The 22,646-nt window shown below is 34.0% G+C and carries 14 protein-coding genes; 13 read left to right on the top strand and 1 reads right to left on the bottom strand.

Going from position 1 to position 22,646, the window contains the following annotated elements; genetic code table 11:
- The first annotated feature begins 154 nt into the window (after positions 1-154).
- The 9 genes from L1276_RS12760 (at position 155) to L1276_RS12720 (ending at position 16,740) form a co-directional block, all read left to right on the top strand.
- Positions 155-1,297 carry an acyltransferase family protein gene (locus L1276_RS12760; protein ID WP_253788339.1) on the top strand — a complete coding sequence of 381 codons (1,143 nt, stop codon included), beginning with the start codon at positions 155-157 and terminating at the stop codon, positions 1,295-1,297.
- A gap of 57 nt (positions 1,298-1,354) precedes the next feature.
- The gene (locus L1276_RS12755; protein WP_253788337.1) at positions 1,355-2,992 is read left to right on the top strand and encodes a sodium/sugar symporter; all 1,638 of its coding nucleotides are present in this window, start codon (positions 1,355-1,357) and stop codon (positions 2,990-2,992) included.
- Positions 2,993-3,195: 203 nt separating this feature from the next.
- On the top strand, positions 3,196-4,725 hold the full coding sequence (locus L1276_RS12750; RefSeq protein ID WP_253788336.1) for a glycoside hydrolase family 28 protein: 1,530 nt from the start codon (positions 3,196-3,198) through the stop codon (positions 4,723-4,725).
- A gap of 232 nt (positions 4,726-4,957) precedes the next feature.
- A complete protein-coding gene (locus L1276_RS12745) occupies positions 4,958-6,397 on the top strand; it encodes a glycoside hydrolase family 28 protein (RefSeq protein WP_253788335.1) in 1,440 nt (479 codons plus the stop codon).
- A gap of 18 nt (positions 6,398-6,415) precedes the next feature.
- The gene (locus L1276_RS12740) at positions 6,416-8,392 is read left to right on the top strand and encodes an alpha-L-arabinofuranosidase C-terminal domain-containing protein (RefSeq protein ID WP_253788334.1); all 1,977 of its coding nucleotides are present in this window, start codon (positions 6,416-6,418) and stop codon (positions 8,390-8,392) included.
- 87 nt (positions 8,393-8,479) lie between these two features.
- Positions 8,480-10,951 (top strand): glycoside hydrolase N-terminal domain-containing protein, encoded by a 2,472-nt coding sequence (locus tag L1276_RS12735; RefSeq protein WP_253788333.1) that lies wholly within the window; start codon positions 8,480-8,482, stop codon positions 10,949-10,951.
- A 23-nt stretch (positions 10,952-10,974) separates the two neighbouring features.
- The gene (locus L1276_RS12730; RefSeq protein ID WP_253788332.1) at positions 10,975-13,398 is read left to right on the top strand and encodes a sugar-binding domain-containing protein; all 2,424 of its coding nucleotides are present in this window, start codon (positions 10,975-10,977) and stop codon (positions 13,396-13,398) included.
- Between the two features lie 33 nt (positions 13,399-13,431).
- Positions 13,432-14,805 carry a glycoside hydrolase family 27 protein gene (locus tag L1276_RS12725; protein ID WP_253788331.1) on the top strand — a complete coding sequence of 458 codons (1,374 nt, stop codon included), beginning with the start codon at positions 13,432-13,434 and terminating at the stop codon, positions 14,803-14,805.
- Positions 14,806-16,740, top strand: a complete 1,935-nt coding sequence (locus L1276_RS12720; protein WP_253788330.1) for a family 43 glycosylhydrolase — start codon at positions 14,806-14,808, stop codon at positions 16,738-16,740.
- A gap of 201 nt (positions 16,741-16,941) precedes the next feature.
- Here L1276_RS12720 and L1276_RS12715 read toward each other — a convergent pair whose 3' ends face one another.
- Positions 16,942-17,778 carry a T9SS sorting signal type C domain-containing protein gene (locus L1276_RS12715; protein WP_253788328.1) on the bottom strand — a complete coding sequence of 279 codons (837 nt, stop codon included), beginning with the start codon at positions 17,776-17,778 and terminating at the stop codon, positions 16,942-16,944.
- Positions 17,779-19,097: 1,319 nt separating this feature from the next.
- Between L1276_RS12715 and L1276_RS12710 the strand changes: the two genes are divergently transcribed.
- The 4 genes from L1276_RS12710 (at position 19,098) to L1276_RS12695 (ending at position 22,616) form a co-directional block, all read left to right on the top strand.
- The gene (locus L1276_RS12710) at positions 19,098-19,925 is read left to right on the top strand and encodes a hypothetical protein (protein WP_253788326.1); all 828 of its coding nucleotides are present in this window, start codon (positions 19,098-19,100) and stop codon (positions 19,923-19,925) included.
- A gap of 553 nt (positions 19,926-20,478) precedes the next feature.
- A complete protein-coding gene (locus L1276_RS12705; RefSeq protein ID WP_253788325.1) occupies positions 20,479-20,784 on the top strand; it encodes a hypothetical protein in 306 nt (101 codons plus the stop codon).
- Between the two features lie 430 nt (positions 20,785-21,214).
- Positions 21,215-21,634 (top strand): hypothetical protein, encoded by a 420-nt coding sequence (locus L1276_RS12700; RefSeq protein ID WP_253788323.1) that lies wholly within the window; start codon positions 21,215-21,217, stop codon positions 21,632-21,634.
- On the top strand, positions 21,621-22,616 hold the full coding sequence (locus L1276_RS12695) for a YafY family protein (protein WP_253788321.1): 996 nt from the start codon (positions 21,621-21,623) through the stop codon (positions 22,614-22,616). The genes L1276_RS12700 and L1276_RS12695 overlap by 14 nt, the downstream gene beginning before the upstream one ends.
- Positions 22,617-22,646: the final 30 nt, after the last annotated feature.

Raw genomic sequence — 22,646 nt, 5'->3', positions numbered from 1 at the left:
GTTCAGATTTTTAGTATTCAGTTTATTAAAAGTATATAGTGAAAGACTAATACTGAGTACTAAAAACCTGACCACTTTTATAAGGCTGACCACTAAAAACCTGACCACTGACCACTTTACATAAACTAACTACTGACCACTGAATACTAAAAAAATGAGTAACCCAACAAATGGAAGATTAATTTCCTTAGATGCCTTGCGCGGATTTGTTATGTTTTGGATTATGAGCGGCGAACACATTATTCATGCTCTGGCCAAAGCAGCGCCAATTCCTGTTTTTATCTGGATGTCATCGCAACTGCATCATGCAGAATGGAATGGAATTACTTTTTATGACATGATTTTTCCTGTTTTCCTGTTTGTTGCAGGAGTTTCGATGCCGTATTCTTTTGAAAAGAAAATGAGTTTGGCGGGAGTAAAAACGCCACAGGAATTACCTTCAAGCGAGAAGCGTAAAATCTATTTGTCAATGCTCAGGAGAACTTGTATTTTACTGGTTTTGGGATTTGTTGTAAATGGATTACTGCGATTTGACGGTTTCGATCATACTCGTTTTGCAAGTGTTTTAGGAAGAATTGGATTGGCCTGGTTTTTTGCTGGAATTATCTATCTGAATTTTGATTTTAAAAAACAATTAATCTGGTTTTTCGGTATTTTGATTGGCTATTATGTTGCCATGAAATGGATTCCAGTTCCTGAGTTTGGTGCCGGAGTTTTGACCAAAGAAGGTTCATTAGAAGGCTACATTGACCGTTTGCTTTTACCAGGAAGGCTGCACAGTACCGTTTACGATCCAGAAGGAATATTTTCAACACTGCCTGCGATTTCAACTGCTTTGTTAGGCGTTTTTATAGGAACATTTTTAAAAGTAAAGTGCTCGTTTTCAATAAATGTAAAAGTACTTTTAATGGCTTTAACGGGAATTGTTTTGATTATTGCAGGTTTGATTTGGGATATCAGTTTTCCAATCAATAAACATTTATGGACGAGCTCTTTTGTATGTTTTGTAGGCGGATTCAGTATTTTGTTTTTTGTTTTTTTCTATTTAATAATCGACTTGTTTGGATTTCATAAATGGGCATTTCCATTAATATTAATCGGTTCCAATTCTATTTTAATTTATATCGCAGCTGAAGGTTTAGTCGATTTTAAGCATACAGCAGATTATGTTTTTGGCGGACTTATACAATATACGCCAATTGTTTGGCAGCCTTTTTTTGCTGCTTTATCCGTAACGATAATACAGCTTGTTTTACTGTACTTTTTGTACAAAAGAAAATGGTTTCTCAAGATTTGATGGGAATCAAACCTTAAAATACATTTTACTATCTAACCACACAATAACCACACTATTATGAATGTATTACAAACCGCAGATTATATTGTTTTCTTTATTTACTTTATCATAGTGACCAGCTATGGAATGTATATTTACAGAAGCAAAAAAACGGCAGCGACCAGTTCCAACGAATATTTTTTAGCCGAAGGTTCACTTACTTGGTGGGCAATTGGAGCTTCTTTAATTGCTTCTAATATTTCAGCAGAACATTTTATCGGTATGAGCGGTTCGGGATTTGCCATCGGACTTGCGATTGCTTCTTACGAATGGATGTCTGCCGCCACTTTAATTATTGTGGCAATGTTTATTCTTCCCATTTATTTGAAGAATAAAATCTTTACAATGCCACAGTTTCTGGCCAAAAGATACAGCGGAACAGTAAGTACGATTATGGCTATTATCTGGCTTTTGATTTATGTATTTGTCAATCTTACTTCAATTATTTACTTAGGAGCTTTAGCGATTTCTTCTATTGCGCCAGTCAGTTTTCAGTTTTGTGTTATCGCGCTGAGTTTATTCTCTGTAATTGTGACTTTAGGCGGGATGAAAGTAATAGGATATACCGATATGTTTCAAGTAATTGTATTAATTCTGGGAGGGTTAGTTACCACTTACTTAGCATTGACTTTACTTTCAGATCAGTTTGGTTTTGGAAAAGACATTCTAAAAGGATTGGCCATTATTGCAGATGAAGCGCCTGGACATTTGCATATGATATTGGACGAATCTAATCCGCATTATAATGAACTGCCGGGAATGTCGGTTTTAGTTGGCGGAATGTTAATCAATAATCTGGCGTATTGGGGATGCAATCAATATATTGTTCAAAGAGCTTTAGGTGCCGATTTAAAAACAGCTCGCAAAGGAATTTTATTTGCCGCTTTCCTAAAATTATTAGTGCCAATTATTGCCGTTTTACCGGGAATCGCCATGTTTGTAATGCATGAAAACGGAATGTTTCAGCAGGAAATGGTCGATGCTGCAGGAGTTTTAAAACCAGATCACGCCTATCCAACTTTAATGAATTTACTTCCTGCGGGATTAAAAGGTGTTGCATTAGCCGCTTTAACAGCCGCAATTGTGGCTTCTTTAGCAGGAAAAGCCAATAGTATTTCGACTATTTTTTCATTAGATATTTATAAAAAATATTTCAATTCTCAGGCATCAGAAAAAAAACTGGTTCGTACAGGAAGATGGTGTGTTGTGGTTTGTATGATTATAGCAGCTTTTGTTGCTCCGGCATTGAAATCCTTGGATCAAGCCTATCAATTTATACAAGAATATGTAGGTTTCTTTTCACCGGGGGTTTTAGCAATTTTCTTGTTGGGAATGTTTTGGAAAAAAACAACTCCAGCAGCGGGACTTGCGGGTGCATTATTAACAGTGCCGCTTGCCGCTATATTAAAATTCCTGCCAATGTGGACAGAAGGTGCTTTTCCTGATTATCCTTTCTTAGACCGTATGACTATTGTTTTCTTTATCATTGTATTGATAATGGTAGGAATTAGTTTGGCAAAACCAGTATCAGAACAAGAGTCAGAACTACATAAAATTGAAGTTGATAAATCGATGTTTAAAGTGTCTTCAGAATTTATTGTTGGTTCTTTTATTATCAGCGGAATTTTGGTCGCTTTATATACTGTTTTCTGGTAAATTTTGTTTTGCCGCGAAGACACAAAGGCTCAAAGTTTATTAAAAAAGATTAAATTGAAAATTGCTCGCAAAGATGCAAAAGCGCAAAGTTTTTTTTTACCATATGAGTAATATAAGATAATTTAAGTTTTGTCTTAATTGACCTTATATTACTTATATGGTTCACTTTCACTTAGTGACTTTGTGGCATAAAAAAAATAGAAATGAAAAGAAATTTTATAATCGTATTGTTTGTTTTTTGTGTTTCCGTAACTATTTCGGCGCAAAAGGTATTTGACGTTAAAAAATACGGCGCTGTCGCAGATGGAAAAACTTTAAATACAAAAGCCATCCAAAAAGCAATTGACGCAGCAAACAAAAATAAAGGCGGAAAAGTTGTTTTTTCTAAAGGTACATTTCTCTCTGGAAGTATTGTTTTAAAAAATGATGTGGAATTGTTTTTTGAAGATGGAGCCATTTTATTAGGAAGCACCAATCCAGTAGATTATCCGAAATATGAAGGAATTAGGGCTTTTATAATTGCCTATGAATCCAAGAATATTGCTATAAACGGAAAAGGAATTATAGACGGACAGGGGAGAGAATTGGCTTTAGCAATTGATTCTCTGCATCATACAGGAGTTCTAATTGATCCCAAATACAATTACAGAAGAATGCGTCCTGAAGACCATAGAGGAAAACTGATTTCGTTTGTAAAGTCTGATTCAATTACAATGACTCAAATTACATTAAAAGACAGTCCAGGATGGGTACAGTGTTTTACAGCATGTAAAAATATTGTCATTGATTTTATGAAAGTTGATAGCAGAGCTTATTGGAACAATGACGGAATTGATGTTAACGGTTGTGAAAATGTGCGAATAACCAATTGCAATGTAAATGCCGCCGATGATGGAATCTGCTTAAAATCGGAAGTGCCGGGATTACACAATAATAATATTTATATCGGAAATTGTACCATTAGATCGAGTGCCAATGCAGTGAAATTTGGTACAGGTTCTTACGGAAGTTTCAAAAATGTAACGATAGAAAACATCAAGGTTTTTGATACTTTCAGATCGGCAGTTGCTATTGAATCTGTTGATGGAGGGGAAATTGAGAATATAAAAGTTTCAGATATTACAGCGGTTAATACAGGAAATGCCGTATTGATTCGTTTAGGTCACAGAAATGGAGACAAACCGGGTTATATCAAAAATGTATCGGTTAAAAATGTAAAAGTGCAAGTTCCGTTTGGCCGTCCGGATATTGATTACGATATGCGCGGACCAGAAGTAGATTATTTTCATAATCCGTTTCCAGCTTCAATTGCCGGAATTCCGGGACATTTGATAGAAAATGTGACTTTAGAAAACATTGAAATTATTTATCCCGGAAGAGCTTCAAAAGGAATGGCATATCATCCGTTAAGTCGATTAAAAGATGTGAAAGAAAACATCAATGGTTATCCTGAATTTACCATGTTTGGAGAATTGCCTTCTTGGGGATTTTACGTACGACACGTAAACGGAATCGAGATGAAGAATATAAAACTGATTTTGGATAAAGAAGATTTTCGTCCCGCTTTTGTTTTTGATGATGTAAAAAATCTCACAATGAAAGCGATTGATGTTCCTTCAGACAAAATCAATCAAATTATTTTTAAAGATGTTTTGTCAAGCAATTTGGACAGCGAATCTTTAAAAAGAAAAATCGAACCAGAGCAAAATAAGTTTGAATTGCCAGCGCATTAGTATTTAGCCGCAAAGTCCAAAAGACACAAAGTTTTTTGCCAATGATTGTAAAATTTTGTTTCACGCAGATTTAAAAAGATTTAAGCAGATTCAGCAGATTTTTTAAAGAAATCAAATAAAATCTGCCCAAATCTGCAAGATCTGCGTGAAAAAAAAACTTAGCGAGATTAAAAAAATAAACCAAAAACTTTGCGAAGTATATCTCAGATAAAGTTTTTAATACATAAATGAAATGAAAAAAAAATCAATAATCGCGATCCTAATTTTCTGTATTTCCTTAACTGTTTCTGCACAGAAAATCTACGACGTTAAAAAGTACGGCGCAAAAGGAGACGGGAAAACCAACGATGCAGCAGCCATTCAGAAAGCAATAGATGCCTGTACTAAAACAGGTGGAAGAGTTTTAATTCCGGCACCGTTTACCTTTTTGGCGGGACCAATTGATGTAAAGTCCAAAGTAGATTTGCATATCGAAGCCGGAGCAAAATTACTAGCAAGTCCAGATGAAAAATTATATACAAAAAGTGCTTTCAGAACGAATCCAGGAGAAGGAACAATTTGGATTGGAGGAGAAAATATCGAGGATTTTACCATTAGCGGAAGCGGCAAAATAGACGGAAACGGAATTTCTTTTATGGGAGCAGAAGAAGATGACGCTTATATCCTAAAACCCTTTAATGTATTAGATCCACGACCTCACGTATTGACTATTATTGGCGGGAAAAATATCAGAATTAAAGATGTTCATATCGGAAATTCGGCGTATTGGACAGTGCATTTAATTGGCTGTAACGATGTTGTAATCAGTGGGATAACTTTATTGAATAGTTTAAAAGTTCGTAACAGCGACGGAATCGATTTGGATCATTCTAAAAATGTTCGAATCAGCGATTGTTACATCGAAAGCGGTGACGATTGTATCTGCTTGAAAAACAGAAGAGAATTCGAAGAATTTGGTGCCTGCGAAAATATTACCGTTACGAATTGTACGATGACCAGCAGCAGTTGTGCAATCAAAATTGGTTCAGAAAACATGGACGCGATCAGACAAGTGGTTTTCAACAATTGTATCATTAAAAACAGTAACCGAGCTTTAGGAATTCAGAATCGCGATGAAGGAACGGTAAGCAATGTTATTTTTTCTAATATTATTATTGAAGGAAAATTAAACACCGACACTTGGTGGGGAAAAGCAGAACCAATTTATATAACCGCTTTCAGCAGGGCAAAAGGAAATCATAAAGATGCAAATTGGCGTTTTCCAAAAGGCGCAACCGAAGGAAAAGTAGGGGAAATCAAAAATATTTATTTTTCTAATATTCAATGTACAGGAGAAAATGGCGTGTTTGTAAGCGGTGAATCAAAAGATAAAATCAAGAATATTGTTTTTGATAATGTAAGTGTTTTTATTGACAAAACGACTTCTTTTCAAGGAGGATTATATGACAGACGTCCAGCGAATGTGGAAGGTTTTGTAAAAGGAAGCACTTCAGGGTTTTATTTCGATTCGGCGGAAAGCATCAAAGTGCAGAATTCTACCGTAAGATGGGGTAAAAATAAACCTGATTATTTTAAACATGCAGTCGAAAGTAAAAATGTAGATACTTTAATTATTACTAATTTAGATGGGGAATCCGCTTTTCCAGCTAAATTAGAAGCAGTAAAAAAATAATCAGTTCATTTTAAAGCTATGAAAAAGAATATCAGAAAATTTACTATTTACGGTCTATTAATGAGCGGTTTCTATCTAAATGCTCAAAAAGCGACATTAGAAGTTGATGCTTCAAAAACGATTACCAAAATCCAGCCGACGATGTTCGGATTATTTTTTGAAGATATCAATTTTGCTGCAGATGGAGGATTATACGCAGAAATGATTAAAAATAGATCTTTTGAATTTGATAAACCATTAATGGGTTGGGAACAGCCAAACACGAAAAGGTCTTCGATGAATAAAGAATCGGGTAGTGCCGCGCCAATCAAAATTGAGGCAAATAATACTGTTTTTTGCAGGGTTGAAATTAATAGCGACAAAGGTTATGCTTTAATAAACGAAGGTTTCAGAGGAATGGGAGTGAAGAAAGATGCAAAATACAATCTTTCTTTAAAAGCAGCTAATGAAAAAAATGCCATCAAAAAAATCATTTTTCAATTAATTGATAAAGACCAAAAAGTAATTGGAGAAACGAGCATTGTTCCAAAATCAGAACAATGGACCACGTATACCGCTCAAATTACCGCCATTCAAACTGAAGCAAAAGCAAAACTAAAAATCACGTTTGAAGGAACAGGAACTATAGATTTAGATATGATTTCGTTGTTTCCTGAAGATACTTGGAAAGGTAGAAAAAATGGACTTCGTAAAGATTTGGTGCAATTATTATATGATGTGAAACCAGGATTTTTACGTTTTCCCGGCGGTTGTATTGTTGAAGGAAGAACACTTTCAGATCGTTACCAATGGAAAAAATCGGTTGGAAATGTAGAGGACAGAGAAACAAAAATGAACCGTTGGAATGTTGAATTCAATCACAAACAAACTCCCGATTATTTCCAAAGTTTTGGATTAGGTTTTTTTGAATATTTCCAGCTTTCAGAAGATATTGGCGCAGAACCTTTGCCAATTTTAAGCTGCGGAATGGCTTGTCAGTACAATACTGGAGAATTAGCTCCGCTAAACGAATTGGATCCTTATGTGCAGGATGCTTTAGATTTAATTGAATTTGCAAATGGAGCTGTGACTACAAATTGGGGAAAAATCCGCTCAGATATGGGACATCCAAAGCCATTTAACCTAAAATATATTGGAGTTGGAAACGAACAATGGGGACCAGATTATATTGACCGATTTAAGGTTTTTGAAAAAGCCATAAAAGCAAAATATCCCAATATCATAATTGTATCTGGAAGCGGTCCTTCTCCTGCTGGCGAGCATTTTGATTTTGCTATGGCAGAACTTAAAAAACTAAACGCAGAATTGGTTGACGAACATTATTATGAAAGTCCAAAATGGTTTAGAGAAAATGCAGGACGTTACGATAATTATGACCGAAAAGGACCTAAAATATTTGCTGGCGAATATGCTGCGCAGAGTGTTTCGGGAGCAAACCCAAATAACAGAAATAATTGGGAATGTGCTTTTTCTGAAGCGGCTTTTATGACTGGATTAGAAAGAAATGCAGAAGTAGTTCAATTGACTTCGTACGCACCTTTGATGGCGCACGAAGACGCTTGGCAATGGACACCAGATATGATTTGGTTCAATAATCTGCAATCTTATGGTTCAGCGAATTATTATGTGCAGCAATTATTTTCGACCAATAAAGGAACAGATTTGTTAAGTATTACACAGGACGGCAAAGCTTTAATTGGACAGAACAATTTATACGCTTCGGCTGTAAAAGATGTAAATTCTAAAGAAATAATTGTGAAACTGGTTAATACTGCCGCAACAAACCAAGAAGTAAGTATTGATTTAAAAGGAGCTAAATTAGGTTCAAAAGGAAGTATTACCAGCTTAGCAAGTGCAAATTTACAAGATGAAAATACGTTTGCAGATCCTAAAAAAATCACTCCAAAACAAAGTGAATATAAAGTAACAAAAGGAAGCCAGCAATTGATTCTTCCTGCTTATTCTGTTACTGTTTTGAAATTGAAAACGATTTAAAAATCATACTCGTACGAATAAACCTTTCAGGTTTCTAAAAATATAATTGACTACTTTGTTCATTATTATCATTTAAAAATAAAATACATGCCGTATCATTCTCTTCAAAAAAGCCTCTTTTTATTGTTAACCTTGACAGGATTTTCTGTTTTTGCACAACAGGATTTAAAATTGCATTACAATCAGCCTGCTGTTGAATGGACAGAAGCACTTCCTGTTGGAAATGGTACACTTGGAGCAATGGTTTTTGGCAGAGTTGATTCAGAATTAATTCAGTTGAATGAAGCTACTTTATGGAGCGGCGGACCTGTGGCGAAAAATGTAAATCCAGATGCCTTTAAAAATCTGGCTTTAATTAGAGAAGCGCTTATAAAGGAAGATTTTGAAAAAGCCAATGTTCTAACTAAAAATATGCAGGGACCTTACAGCGAAAGTTTTATGCCGTTGGGAGATCTTATTTTAAACCAAGATTTTGGCGGACAGAAAATAGAATCGTACAATAGAAGTCTTGATATTCAAACAGGATTAGCCGTAACCAATTTTAAAGTTGACGGCGTAAATTATAAAAGAGAAATATTTGCTTCGGCACCTGCACAATGTATCGTAATTAAACTTTCGGCAGATCAATTAAAAAGACTTTCTGTGACACTTGATGCTTCAAGTCTTTTGAAAAATGAGAAATCTATAAAAGATAAATCGTTGGTTTTAAGAGGAAAAGCGCCTTCTCACTCAGATCCAAATTACATTGATTACAACAAAGAGCCCGTTGTTTATGAAGATCTATCAGGTTGTAGAGGAATGCGTTTTGAATTGATTGTTAAACCAATTATAAAAGACGGAGAAATCACTTCTGAAGGAAATAAATTAGTGATTAAAAATGCCAGTGAGATTTTGCTTTTCGTTTCGGCAGCGACAAGTTTCAACGGATTTGATAAATGTCCTGGCAGCCAAGGAAAAGACGAACACAAATTTGCTGAAAGTCCGATTAAAAAAGCGGTTGCGAAGAAATACGATAGTTTATTAAAAGAGCATGTAGCTGATTTTCAAAAGTTCTTTAATAGAGTTTCTTTAAAATTAAATGAAAAAGAAAATAATAAATCCAATCTGGCAACAGATATAAGACTGGAGCAATATGCAAAAGGTGAACAAGATGCCGGATTAGAAGCTTTATTTTTTCAGTTTGGACGTTATTTACTGATTTCTTCTTCCCGTACACACAATGCGCCAGCTAATTTGCAGGGAATCTGGAACAACAAACTTCGTGCGCCTTGGAGCAGTAATTACACCACAAATATTAATTTACAGATGAATTACTGGCCGGTAGAATCAGCAAGTTTGTCTGAACTGTTTTTTCCGCTTGACGAATACATTAAAAATGCTTCTGTTACGGGAGCAGAAACCGCCAAAAGTTATTATCATGCCAATGGCTGGGTTTTACATCATAACTCAGATATCTGGGCAATGACAAATCCGGTGGGCGATTTCGGAAAAGGAGATCCAATGTGGGCAAACTGGTACATGGGGGCCAATTGGTTAAGCAGACATTTGTGGGAACATTATGAATATACTGGGGATTTAGCCTATCTTAAAAGAGTATATCCAATTATAAAAGGAGCGGCCGAATTTAGTTTGGATTGGCTGCAGAAAGACAAGAATAATCATTTAGTGACAATGCCTTCGACTTCGCCGGAAAATATATTTTATTATGATGGGAAAAAGAAAGGAACTGTAACGACAGCTTCTACAATGGATATTGGGATCATAAAAGATTTATTCGAAAATACGGTAAAAGCTTCTAAAGTCTTGAATACCGATTTAGAATTCAGCGAAAAAGTAAACAAAGCTTCAGCTCAATTACTTCCTTTTCAAATTGGAAGCAAAGGACAATTGTTAGAATGGTATAAAGATTTTGAAGAAGAAGATCCACATCACAGGCATACTTCGCATTTGTATGCTTTGCATCCTGCTAATTTAATTTCGCCACTGAAAACGCCAGAATTAGCTGCAGCAGCAAAGAAAACATTAGAATTGCGAGGCGACGACGGAACAGGCTGGAGCTTGGCGTGGAAAGTAAACATGTGGGCAAGACTTTTGGACGGCAATCATGCTTATCAATTATTTAAAAATCAATTGAGACTGACGAAAGACAATGATCCTAAATACAAACGACAAGGAGGTTGTTATCCGAATCTTTTTGACGCACATCCGCCTTTTCAGATCGATGGAAATTTTGCAGGAACCGCTGGCGTGATCGAAATGTTGATGCAAAGCCAGAACAAGGAAATTCATCTGCTTCCTGCATTGCCAGATGCTTGGAAAGATGGCGAAATAAAAGGAATTACTGCAAAAGGTAATTTTACAGTTGACATAAAGTGGAATAATGGAAAAATGAGTCAGACAAAAATTGTATCTAATATTGGAGGAAAATGCGCTGTAAGATCTTCAGAGCCTTTTATAATCGAAAAACTGAATATCAAAAGCGAGAAATCGTCTATAGGTTATGTTGCCGTTTTCGAGACTAAAAAAGGAATGTCATACAGGGTTACACCTTTGAAATAAAAAATTAAATAAAACGAAAGATAGTGTTTACAAATAGAATAGTATTGCCCGTATTTCTCTTTTCATGTTTTTCGGCATTTAGCCAAATTTCATTTGGAGATTCAAATAAAATAAATGACAACTGGAAATTTAATCTTCAAGATATTTCTGATGCCAAAAATGCTTCATTTGACGACAGCAAATGGAAACCAGTAAATGTGCCGCACGATTGGAGCGTTAAAGGACAATTGAGTCCAACTCTGGCAAGTGCAACGGGGTATCTGCCGGGTGGAATTGCTTGGTATAGAAAATCAATTACGATTCCGCAAAGCAAATCGGGTGAAAAGGTGTATTTGTATTTTGAAGGAGTTTACAATCGAAGTGAAGTTTTTATAAACGGACATTCATTAGGAAAACGTCCAAATGGATATATTTCTTTTGCTTACGATGCTACTGATTTTATAAAATATGGCAAAGAAAATACGATTTCAGTTCGTGTAGATCACAGTCAAAGTGCCGATTCAAGATGGTACAGCGGTTCTGGAATTTACAGAGATGTCTGGGTTGTGTATGCAAATCCGGTTCATATTGCACAATGGGGCGTTTACGCTTATCCAGAAGTACAAAAAGGAAATGGTATTTTAAATGTTGAAGTTGAGGTAGAAAATGGTTCTGCAGCAAAAACTACTTTGACGGTTTTAAATGAATTAATTTCAAAAGATGGAAAATCGATTGCCAAAGCATCTTCTAAAGTAGAAATTCCTGCCAATCAAAATGGAAAAATTTCGGCAAAAATCAATGTTAAAAATCCACAATTATGGGATTTAGAAAATCCGAATTTGTATCAGCTTAAAACAACCGTTTTACAGAACGGAAAAGAAATTGATAAAACAATAACGCAAACAGGTTTTAGAACTTTCACTTTCGATCCCAATAATGGTTTTGCCCTTAACGGAAAATGGATGAAAATGAAAGGCGTTTGTCTGCATCACGATGCTGGAGTTTTGGGTTCTGCAGTTCCAAGAGAAGTTTGGAAAACCAGATTGGAAACATTGAAAGAAATTGGAGTAAATGCCGTTCGTACAAGCCATAATCCACAAGCGCCTGAATTCTATGAACTTTGTGACGAATTAGGTTTACTGGTTTTAAATGAAGCTTATGACGAATGGGAATTCCCAAAACGTAAATGGCTGGAAGGCTGGAATTACGGAACGCCGGGTTACGAAGGTTCATTCGATATTTTTGCGAATTGGGCAGAAAAAGACTTGGAAGACTTTGTTAGACGCGATAGAAATCATCTTTCCGTTTTTGCTTGGAGTATTGGAAATGAAGTCGATTATCCAAACGATCCGTATTCTCATCCTGTTTTAGATAAAGGGAAAGATGGTTTTGGGCAGGCAGCTTACGGCGGTTACAAAAAAGATGCGCCAGATGCAATGCGCCTTGGAGCTATTGCAAAACGTTTGGTTGCGGCCGTTAAAAAATACGATAAATCTCGCCCGACAACTGCTGGTTTGGCAGGGGTGGCAATGTCTAATGAAACGGAGTATCCTGGTGCCTTAGATATTACGGGATACAATTATACTGAAAGCAAATATCAAACGGATCATGAAAAATATCCGAATCGAGTGATTTACGGAAGTGAAAATACACATGACATGAAGCCTTGGCTGGAAGTAAAAAATAACAAACATATTTTCGGTCAGTTTCTCTGGACAGGAATTGATTATTTGGGAGAATCGGGAAGATGGCCTTCTAGAGGATTTTATTCTGGATTAGTTGATTTTGCCGGCGTGATAAAACCCAGAGGATATTTTCGTCAGTCTTTATGGTCCGATAAGCCAATGGCATATTTAGGAACTTATCCGTTAACAAATGAAAAGGATATTTCTAAAGATGCCTGGGCAATCTGGAATTACGAAGAAGGACAAAAAATACGTGTCGTTTGTTATACCAATGCATCAAAAGCACGTTTGGAATTGAACGGAAAAGTGGTTGGCGAAACGAAATTATATGATGAAAAAACAGGAATTATTTATTGGGACATTCCATTTTCATCAGGAAAATTAGAAGTAATCGGTTTAGATGCCAGTGATAAAGAAGTAAGCCGTCATGCCATTAATACCACGCAGCAACCAGTTGAATTAACGATTGACAACAAAAACACCACAATTAGTAAAGACAAAGGCGTTGCAAAAATTATGGTTCAGGTAAAAGACCAAAACGGGCTTCCAGTAATGCTTTCTGATAATGAAGTGACTTGTACGATAAGTGGTCCAGGAACTTTGTTAGGTCTTGAAGCAGGAAATAACAGCGACATGACAGATTACACCGATAATGTGCAAAGAGTTTTTCATGGACATATTGCAGCTTATATTCAATCCAACGGAAATTCATCAGAACCCATTAAAGTAAAATTTACTAGCCAATGGTTAAAACCTGTTGAGGTTATTATAAATGTGAAGTAAGAAATGCAGTTTTTGTATTAAAAAAATAAAATTATGATGAATTCCAAAAATAGATTACTCATTATATTAAGCATTATTTTGGTTTCGATTTCTTCGAATTCCCAAACAAAAACCTTCCAAAAAGAAGCATTTAAACAATGGGCTCAGACGCCTCCAATGGGATGGAACAGCTGGGATTGTTATGGACCAACTGTCGAAGAACATGAAGTAAAAGCCAATGCCGATTATATGGCAGAAAAATTAAAGAAATTTGGCTGGGAATATATTGTAGTAGATATCAGATGGTTTGTTGAAAATGATAAAGCAGGAGGTTACAATCAGAAAGATCCTCGTTATGTAATGGATCAATACGGAAGATATCTGCCAGCTGTAAATCGATTTCCTTCAGCAAAAGACGGACAAGGTTTTAAACCACTAGCCGATTATATTCATAAAAAAGGACTAAAATTCGGAATCCATATTATGCGAGGAATTCCTAAAAAAGCTGTAGAAGATAAATTGCCGATTAAAGGCACAAACGGAATTACAGCAGACCAAATTTACACAACAGCTTTGCAATGTGAATGGTTAAAAGATAATTATACCATTTTGGCAGACAAATCTGGAGCACAAGAGTATTACGATTCTATATTTGAATTGTACGCACAATGGGGCGTAGATTTTATTAAAATTGATGATTTGTCCAGACCCTATCATGAAGGCGAAATTAACTTAATCAGAAATGCGATAGATAAGTGCGGACGTAAAATCGTATTAAGCACTTCACCAGGAGAAACGCCAATTGCTGCAGCACCGCACGTAACCACACATGCCAATATGTGGCGTATGGTAGATGATGTTTGGGATACCTGGCCGCATATCACCCATTTAATGGATGTGGCTCAAAAGTGGTATCCGCACATTGCCCCGGGAACTTGGCCAGATTGCGATATGATTCCGCTTGGACGTATTTCTATAAGGGGAGAACGTGGAAATGACCGAATGACGCGTTTAACAAAAGACGAACAATATACTTTGATTACATTTTTCAATATTTTCAAATCACCCTTGTTTTTCGGTGGAGATTTGCCAAGTAATGACGCTTTCACATTATCATTATTAACAAATAAAGAAGTTGTAAAAATGCATAACGAAAGTACAGATGTCAAACAACTTTTTCAGAAAGATGGAAAAATTGCTGTGACTTCAAAAAATGCTAAAGACGGTAGTGTTTATCTGGCTTTATTTAATGTTTCTGATACTGCCTCTGAAAAAGTTTCAGTAAATCTTTCGGATTTGGAAATTTCAAATTCAGTTGAGGTTTTAAATGTCTGGACAGGCGAAAAATCAAAAATAACAGGAAAAGAAATTGGAGCTGATCTTAAACCGCATAGTTCAGTTCTATATCAATTAAAAAGTAAAAAATAAATGAAAAGTATATTTTTTAGTCTGTTCTCATTATTTGCTGCTTCTAATTTTTCTCAAGCTCAGAATAATGTTAAAAATGGTCCGCCAGCTGTTGCAGAGAAAGATTTGACGGCTTATTTGTTCGTTTATTTCACTGGAAATAAAGTCGAAGAAGAAGCAGTAAATTATGCTGTAAGTGCAGACGGATATCATTATTACAGCCTGAATAACAACAAACCAATTTTAGATAGTAAAACGATCAGTTCTACGGGAGGTGTTCGCGATCCGCATATATTGAGGGGAGAAGACGGAAAAACATTTTATATGGTTTTGACCGATATGACTTCTTCAAAAGGCTGGGACAGCAATCGTGCGATGGTTTTGCTTAAAAGTACCGATTTGGTAAACTGGAAAAGTGCTGTAGTAAATATGCAGACTGCTTTTTCTGGAAATAAAAACTTAAAAAGAGTTTGGGCACCGCAGACGATTTACGATACAAAAGCGGGTAAATACATGATTTACTTTAGCATGCAGCACGGTACAGATCCTGATAAAATTTATTACGCCTACGCGAATGAAGATTTCACCGCTTTAGAAAGTGTTCCAAAACTATTATTTGTTCCAAAATCTAAAGGAGCTTGCATTGATGGAGATATCATTGAGAAAGACGGTGTTTATCATCTTTTTTATAAAACAGAATCAGAAACTGCTGGAATAAAAACGGCTGTAACAAACGATTTGACTTCTGGAAACTGGAAAGAAAATGATAATTATCTGCAGCAGACCAAAGAAAAAGTTGAGGGCTCAAGTATTTTTAAACTTAACAATTCAGATGAATATATTTTAATGTATGATGTATATTCGAAAGGAAAATATCAATTTACAAAAACGAAAGATTTAGAAAATTTCACGGTTATTGATCAAGATATTTCAATGGATTTTAAACCGCGTCACGGAACTATTCTACCCATAACGCGTTCTGAACTCAAAAGAATTACGGCTAAATGGGGAATGCCGCCGCAGCTTTCTAAAATAAATAATAATCCAGTTCTGGAAGGTTATTATGCTGATCCTGAAATTCTGTATTCTAACAAAACAAAAAAATATTATATCTATCCAACAACCGACGGATTTAATGATTGGTCGGGCTATTATTTTAAAACTTTTTCATCTGATAATTTGGTTGACTGGAAAGAGGAAGGTGTTATTCTGGATCTTAAAAAAGAAGTTTCTTGGGGAAATAGAAATGCTTGGGCGCCTTGTATTATTGAGAAAAAGATAAAAGGAAAATATAAGTATTTCTATTATTTTACGGCAGCACAGAAAATTGGAGCAGCCGTTTCAGATTCTCCGACAGGACCATTTAAAGATAGCGGAAAAGCGATTGTCGGAACAAGACCCGAAGGTATAACTGAGGGACAAGAAATTGATCCAGATGTATTTACAGATCCAAAAACGGGTAAAAGTTATTTGTATTGGGGAAATATGTATATGGCTGCCGCCGAATTAAATCCAGATATGATTTCGCTTAAAGAAGGAACCATGAAAATAATTACGGTAGATAAAACTTTTCGTGAGGGAACGTATGTGATTTACAGAAACGGAAAGTATTATTTCTTTTGGAGCGAAGATGATACCAGAAGTCCGAATTATAAAGTAAGATACGGAATTTCAGATTCTCCAACCGGACCTCTTGAAATACCTCAGAATAATGTTGTGATTCAGGCAATTCCAAAACTTGGGATCTATGCAACGGGACATAATTCGGTTTTACAAATTCCCGGCAAAGACGAATGGTATATCGTTTATCACCGATTTTCATTCCCAACAGGAATAAAAATGGGACGTGCAGGTGGTTTTCATCGAGAGGTTTGTATTGATAAATTAGAGTTTAATCCAGAAGGATCAATAAAGGAAGTAGTTCCTACTCATACTGGAATTGAAAGCTTAAGGTAAGATTTTTGTTTTATTATTTTGTAAAGAATTAACATCAATAAAATAACGAGCTAGTATATTAGAAATGTTAAAGGTATCATTATCCAGTATTAAAGGATATAAGAGTGTATGGATAATATTCTTCATATATTTTAATGATATAAAAAAGCAAACGGTATTTTTATAATATCCGCTCAGCCATTTTTTTAACTTTTAATTACACTAGAAAACTACCTTCTTATTGATCGTACTCCCGTCATTCAGTATAGTTTTAACTAATAAAACTTGAGATCCTGACTCAATGCCGGAAATTTCTAATTCTGTTTTTCCGATTTTCTGGACCAAGTAAAGCAGTTTTCCCGTAATATCAAAAACAGACACCTGTTTTAAAGCGGTCTGATTAGATTTTAGTTTTATAGTTTTATTTTTCGAAGTAATAATAAAATCCTGTGGGGAATTTTCAAAATCATCTACTCTTAAGTTCTGATCTGCACTGTAACTTATAACAAACCTATCTGTAAAGACACCTGTTAAAGTAGAAAATGTATAGCCTGCGCTTTTTAAATTATGAACAATCCCTTTTTTTTTGTCATATAAATAAATATTCCTATTGGCTAATTCGCCGTCTACATGATCTATGGATATATTCATCTCTCCTGTAATGTTGGATTTGTAGCCCAAAGGCACAATATCTGATGGGTCAAAGGGAACTGCGCGTCCTTGAATAACCAGCTTTTTATCTTCATTAATACTGTAAAAATCTGCAAAAGGATTGACATCCATTGTTGGAGCATCATAATTTTGATCCCATCCATTGGTTGCTCCTGTTGCATAGGCGATCAAAATTTGTTTAAAAAGACCCTGTGTATTTGTTAAGTTGATCCATACCCTGTGTCTCTCGGTTTCAAATACACTTACCGATTTTGCAGGGAAGTCAGCTCCAAAGTTTTGAATGGATAGAGCTTCCAGATTAGCAAAGCATCGAACAGAGACAGGGGTAGAAAAAAGAATCGAGTGTATAGGAAAAAGCAGTACAGATGACAAGAAAAGTTTTTTCATGATACGATAATATAAATATTAATAAAAGCTATGCGCTGATACCTTAGTTTTTTAAAAATTATCAATAAGAAAATACAATAGAATAAATACCCTAAAACTAAAATTACAGATAAATTTATGTGTAGTTTTTTATTCCTAATTGAGATAATCTTTCTGTTTTCAATTAGTATTTGATCTGAAAAAGAAAAAACAAAATGATTTATAAATTAAACATTTAAAAAAAATGTTGTACATCGATTTTTTTAGTCTTTAGCCGATCATTAATAATGTAAATATAAGATTTAAGCTATTTTTTAAAGAGTCTGGAACGGAATACAATATAAGTAAAAAGAATAAAATATAGTTTTAGTAATATCTAATTGCCTTTTTTATCACAGCTTGGGAAATGAAATGCCCAACAAGAGGCAGGAATTAGAATAAAGTCCTAAAGAGTCTTTATGCTAAGAGAATTAAATTTGTTTTATATAAAATACAAAGTGGTAAAATTCATACAGTTGAGTTTTGTAAAACAAAATGTTTCAAGCTGCCAAAATATTTATAGAAATTGGGGCAGCTTTGACTTTTAAAGTTTTTTCTGGAACTTTATATATCGGAGAAAGAGGCTCCGCCACCTGTATCGTAAGCCCCAGCAAACACTGGGTGTCATGTTATGTCAAAAAAAGAAGGGCACTAATAGGGCACTCTTGAAATTCTTGGGTTTATTAACCTCTGTAAATGTAGGAAAAAAAATCGAGAAATAAGCGGGGAATTTCAAGAAAATGGGAATGTGATTCTTAAAGCGTGCGAAAAAATGTATGTTTTGTCATTGATTCTGGAGGTTTACTTTTAAAACTTCTTCCAAAATAGAAATACAGTAAACATGTTAGTTTTAGGAAAAATATATACAGATAAAAATAATGTTTTTCGATATAAAATTCGGATTGTTCAAAATTAGATATGATATGTTTTTGTAAAAATTTCAAACAAATTTAAAGCCATGGATCGAGTTGTCCAGAAACTAATTATTGCATTGATTTCTATTAAGGACTAAAAAAAATGACTCCTTTTTTGCTGATACATTAGAATTCAAAAATAAAATACGAATTTTTGAAAGTATTTTCCAATATTAATTATTGAAATAGAAATGGAAAACTTTTTTTAATGAAATTAGAGTTAATAAATAAAAAAAACTACCGCCGACAGACACTACAACGGATTTGGTCAATTGGCTTAATGGTAAAATTGTCTTGTATTTGGAAAGATTTGGCAAATCCGAAGAATGGTCTTAATTTAGTCCCAAAATCGCCATAGTCCCACAACTTTAACTGTAGCTTAAAAAAATGCCAAGAAAGGTCATAAATCCAAAAAACGAAGCAGAAATCTTAGTTAAATCTAGGAGAAGGTGTGCCTTATGCTTTGCTCTTGAAAACAACAATAAGGTACGTAAAGGTCAAATAGCTCACGTGGATCGGAATAATGAAAACGCAGCATTTGATAACTTAGTTTTTCTATGTTTTGAACATCATGATGAATATGACTCTAGACCTAGTCAATCAAAGGGAATAAAACCTACTGAATTAAAAGTTTATCGTGAAAAATTATATAAATACTTTGAAGATAGAAATATTTCTGATTCACCATATTCAGAAATTTTAAACGAAGATGCAAGTTCTTTTACAATTTATAAGATTATTAATCCAGATTCAGAATTAGGATATGATTGGACAGCACTTAACTCTAGCAGAGATACATTTATTTCTTTGGGTATTGATTATTTTGGAATTGAAAATTTTGGAAGTAGACATGCGAAATGGTTGAACTGCGACTATATGGAAACACCTTCATTGACATTTAAATTTGATGTAGTAGCATTTAAAGAGATTATTACAAGAATTTTTTTTGAAAAACATTTCGATACTCTTGTTTTTCAAGATACAAATAAAATTATAAATTCAATTATACTAAGATTTCATAACCCTGAAGGAATGTATGAGATAGATTATAAAATATCAGAAAACACGTTAACAAAAAACGTTGGAGGCTACGGATATGAGTATGAAGTTGATGACCATTCTTGTATTGAAGTATCTTTATTTTCAAATTTCAAAGTCTTACTCGAAGATGTTCATAAATCAATAAACTTCATTAAGAATTACGATGCTCCATAAGGGCTACAGCTAAAACATGCTAAAATAATTTTGGTTTTAGCCTTAATAAGTAAGTTTTTTATTTGAAAGATTTAGCAAATCCTAAAATTAAGCTTAATTTATTCAGAAACTGCGTGTAGTATCAGAACGTTCTTTTCAAAACTAAAATTAGACAGGAATTTCCAAATACAAAAAAAAGCCTTAGAATATATATTCTAAGGCTTTTTCAATTTTTTCTAAACCTTGATAGAAAATAAACAACTTAATTTATCTTAATTCCAAAATAGCACATTTAAAATGCGCATGCAAAAATCCCATAGTAATCTGCAATAATGTGTTTCTATATTTGAATACTTCCCGCTATTAAAGCAAAACTTCAGGGACTAATGAATGTAGAAGACACTTGCTCTAGAAGAAAGAGGTTTTAATATGAGTATCAATACTTAATAGTGTTATATATTTTTATTTAATATTATGGTTTTCCGTAATAAAGTTTTGTTTTTATTAATGTTATTTGCTTTTAGTACTTTTCTAGTTGGAAAGTTATTATTAATAATTTTAATTAAATCGAACTATGAGTTATTTAAAATCACAAATGCTTTATGATGATGGCAAGCATTATAAATGGACAGCAAAAGCGGATGAAGACAATCCTTATTACACAAAAGGAACTGATTATTCGCAATTAAATAGAACTGAAGGTTATGAGGTTCTTTATTTTATAAATCATATTGGTAAAAAACATTGGACAAACACACCTGCGAATACCTATACATACAATAAAATCGAAAGAATGATACGTTATTCAGTCCCTTCGGAGATAAGAACTCATAACAAAATTGCAGATTGGATAATTACAAACTGGAATAATGTAAATTAAAAACCTGCGCTGCTTTTTTGATTTTGTTTTGTCAAAGTGGTCATCATCTTAGCTAATGAGAAGGTCTGGTAACAGAAGGAAAATCCATAAATAATTAAAAATAAAAAAGCTTTAAAGAAATCTGAAACTTTTTAAAGTGGTAGCGGGAAACATTCAATTATCTACCAGGTTATCTTGGATTATTATAGTATTTAAGGATGCCCTTCTTAATTTTTTTTCTGCTTATTATTTGTGTAGTCCTCAAATAAATGCCAAAAACATCAATCAAATTTAAAGACCTTTTGATATGACTCAACTTGAAGTAAAGATCTTAAAACACGTATTTTTACTTGTACTTTATATAAAGTAAGTCCATACATTCACTTATCTAAAACAATTCCTCTATTTTATTTTTAGTAAGCATAATTTCAAATAATTAATTTAGAAGTTTATGAAAGTTCTCGCTAAGTCAAGATTTAAATTAGGACTAGAGTGCCCTAATAAATTATACTATACTGGAAAAAAGGAATATGCTAATAAAAAGCAAGAAGATCCATTTTTACTAGTATTAGCTGATGGAGGTTTTCAAATTGAAGAGTATGTTCAAATGCATTATGATAATCCACATAAAAAATTACCTAACCTTTTTGAAGATTTGACAGCGGAAGAACTTCATGAGGTTGTTTCCGGCGGAGTCGAAGAACTTGCAGATGGTGGAGAAACATTAACTGCCTATGGTAAAATACAATACACGGACATTAGCGATGCAGAGTTAAGTACAGCATTATTAAAGTATTGTAAACTTGATACATTTGAAATGGTTATGCTATATGAACATTTAAAAAAAGAAGTAGAAAATGGCTATAAGTAAACATCCTTTGGGGCGCTATGCAATCATAGACAGAGAAATGAGATCACAAGATTATGTTAAGACTAAAGATTTGAAAAGAATCATTGAAAGAGATTTATCAATCAATGTCTCTTTAAGAATGATTAATGATGACATTATAGCGATGAAGGAAGATAATGTATTAAATTATAATGCTCCAATTGAATATTGTAATTCTCGAAAAGCGTATTATTATTCAGATCAAAACTATACCATTCGAGCTTTTGGATTGCGTGAAGAAGACATTAGTGTTTTAATGTTTTATGCAAAGACTATAAGCCAGTATAAAGATTATCATATCTTTAAAGATTTTACAAACGCGATAGATAAAGTTCTGGATGCAGTAAATATTAGAAAAGGTATATCAGAAAAAAATGATGACAGAGTAATTGTTTTAACAGATAATAACCAAGCATCTAGTGGTAACGAGTGGATTCCTTTAATTGTAGAAGCTATAGACAATTGCTTTGCTGTTGAAGTTAACTATCAAAAGTTCGGAGCAGCTAAACCTAAAAGTACTAAACTTCATCCTTATTTATTGAAAGAGGATAGACATCGTTGGTATCTTATAGGAATGAATGATAAGGGTATTGTAACTTATGGACTTGATAGAATTCTTGATATTGACAAACTTGATGAAAAGTTTACGCCTAATAACTTAGATTTTGAAGAATACTTTCGTTATTCATTTGGAATTACGGTACTTAATGAGGATCCAATTGAAGTAATATTATCATTTACCCCAACACAAGGTAATTATCTTAAAACTTTAAGTTTACACCCAACTCAGAAGATTCTTTTTGATAATGCTGAAGAATTTCAAATTTCGGTAAAAGTTAAACCTTCATGGGAATTTTATGAAAAAATATTAGGATATGGTGATAGCGTTAAAATATTATCTCCTCCTTGTATTGTAAGTGAATTTACTAAAAAATTACAGTTAGTATTAAATAGATACAAATAAAAGGTAAAAAAATAAAAAAGTTCCATCGCG

The organism is Flavobacterium sp. HSC-32F16, assembly GCF_024171645.1.
GTDB lineage: Bacteria > Bacteroidota > Bacteroidia > Flavobacteriales > Flavobacteriaceae > Flavobacterium.
The sequence above is the reverse complement of the archived record's forward strand: the minus strand, read 5'-3'. Positions and strand labels throughout refer to the sequence as shown.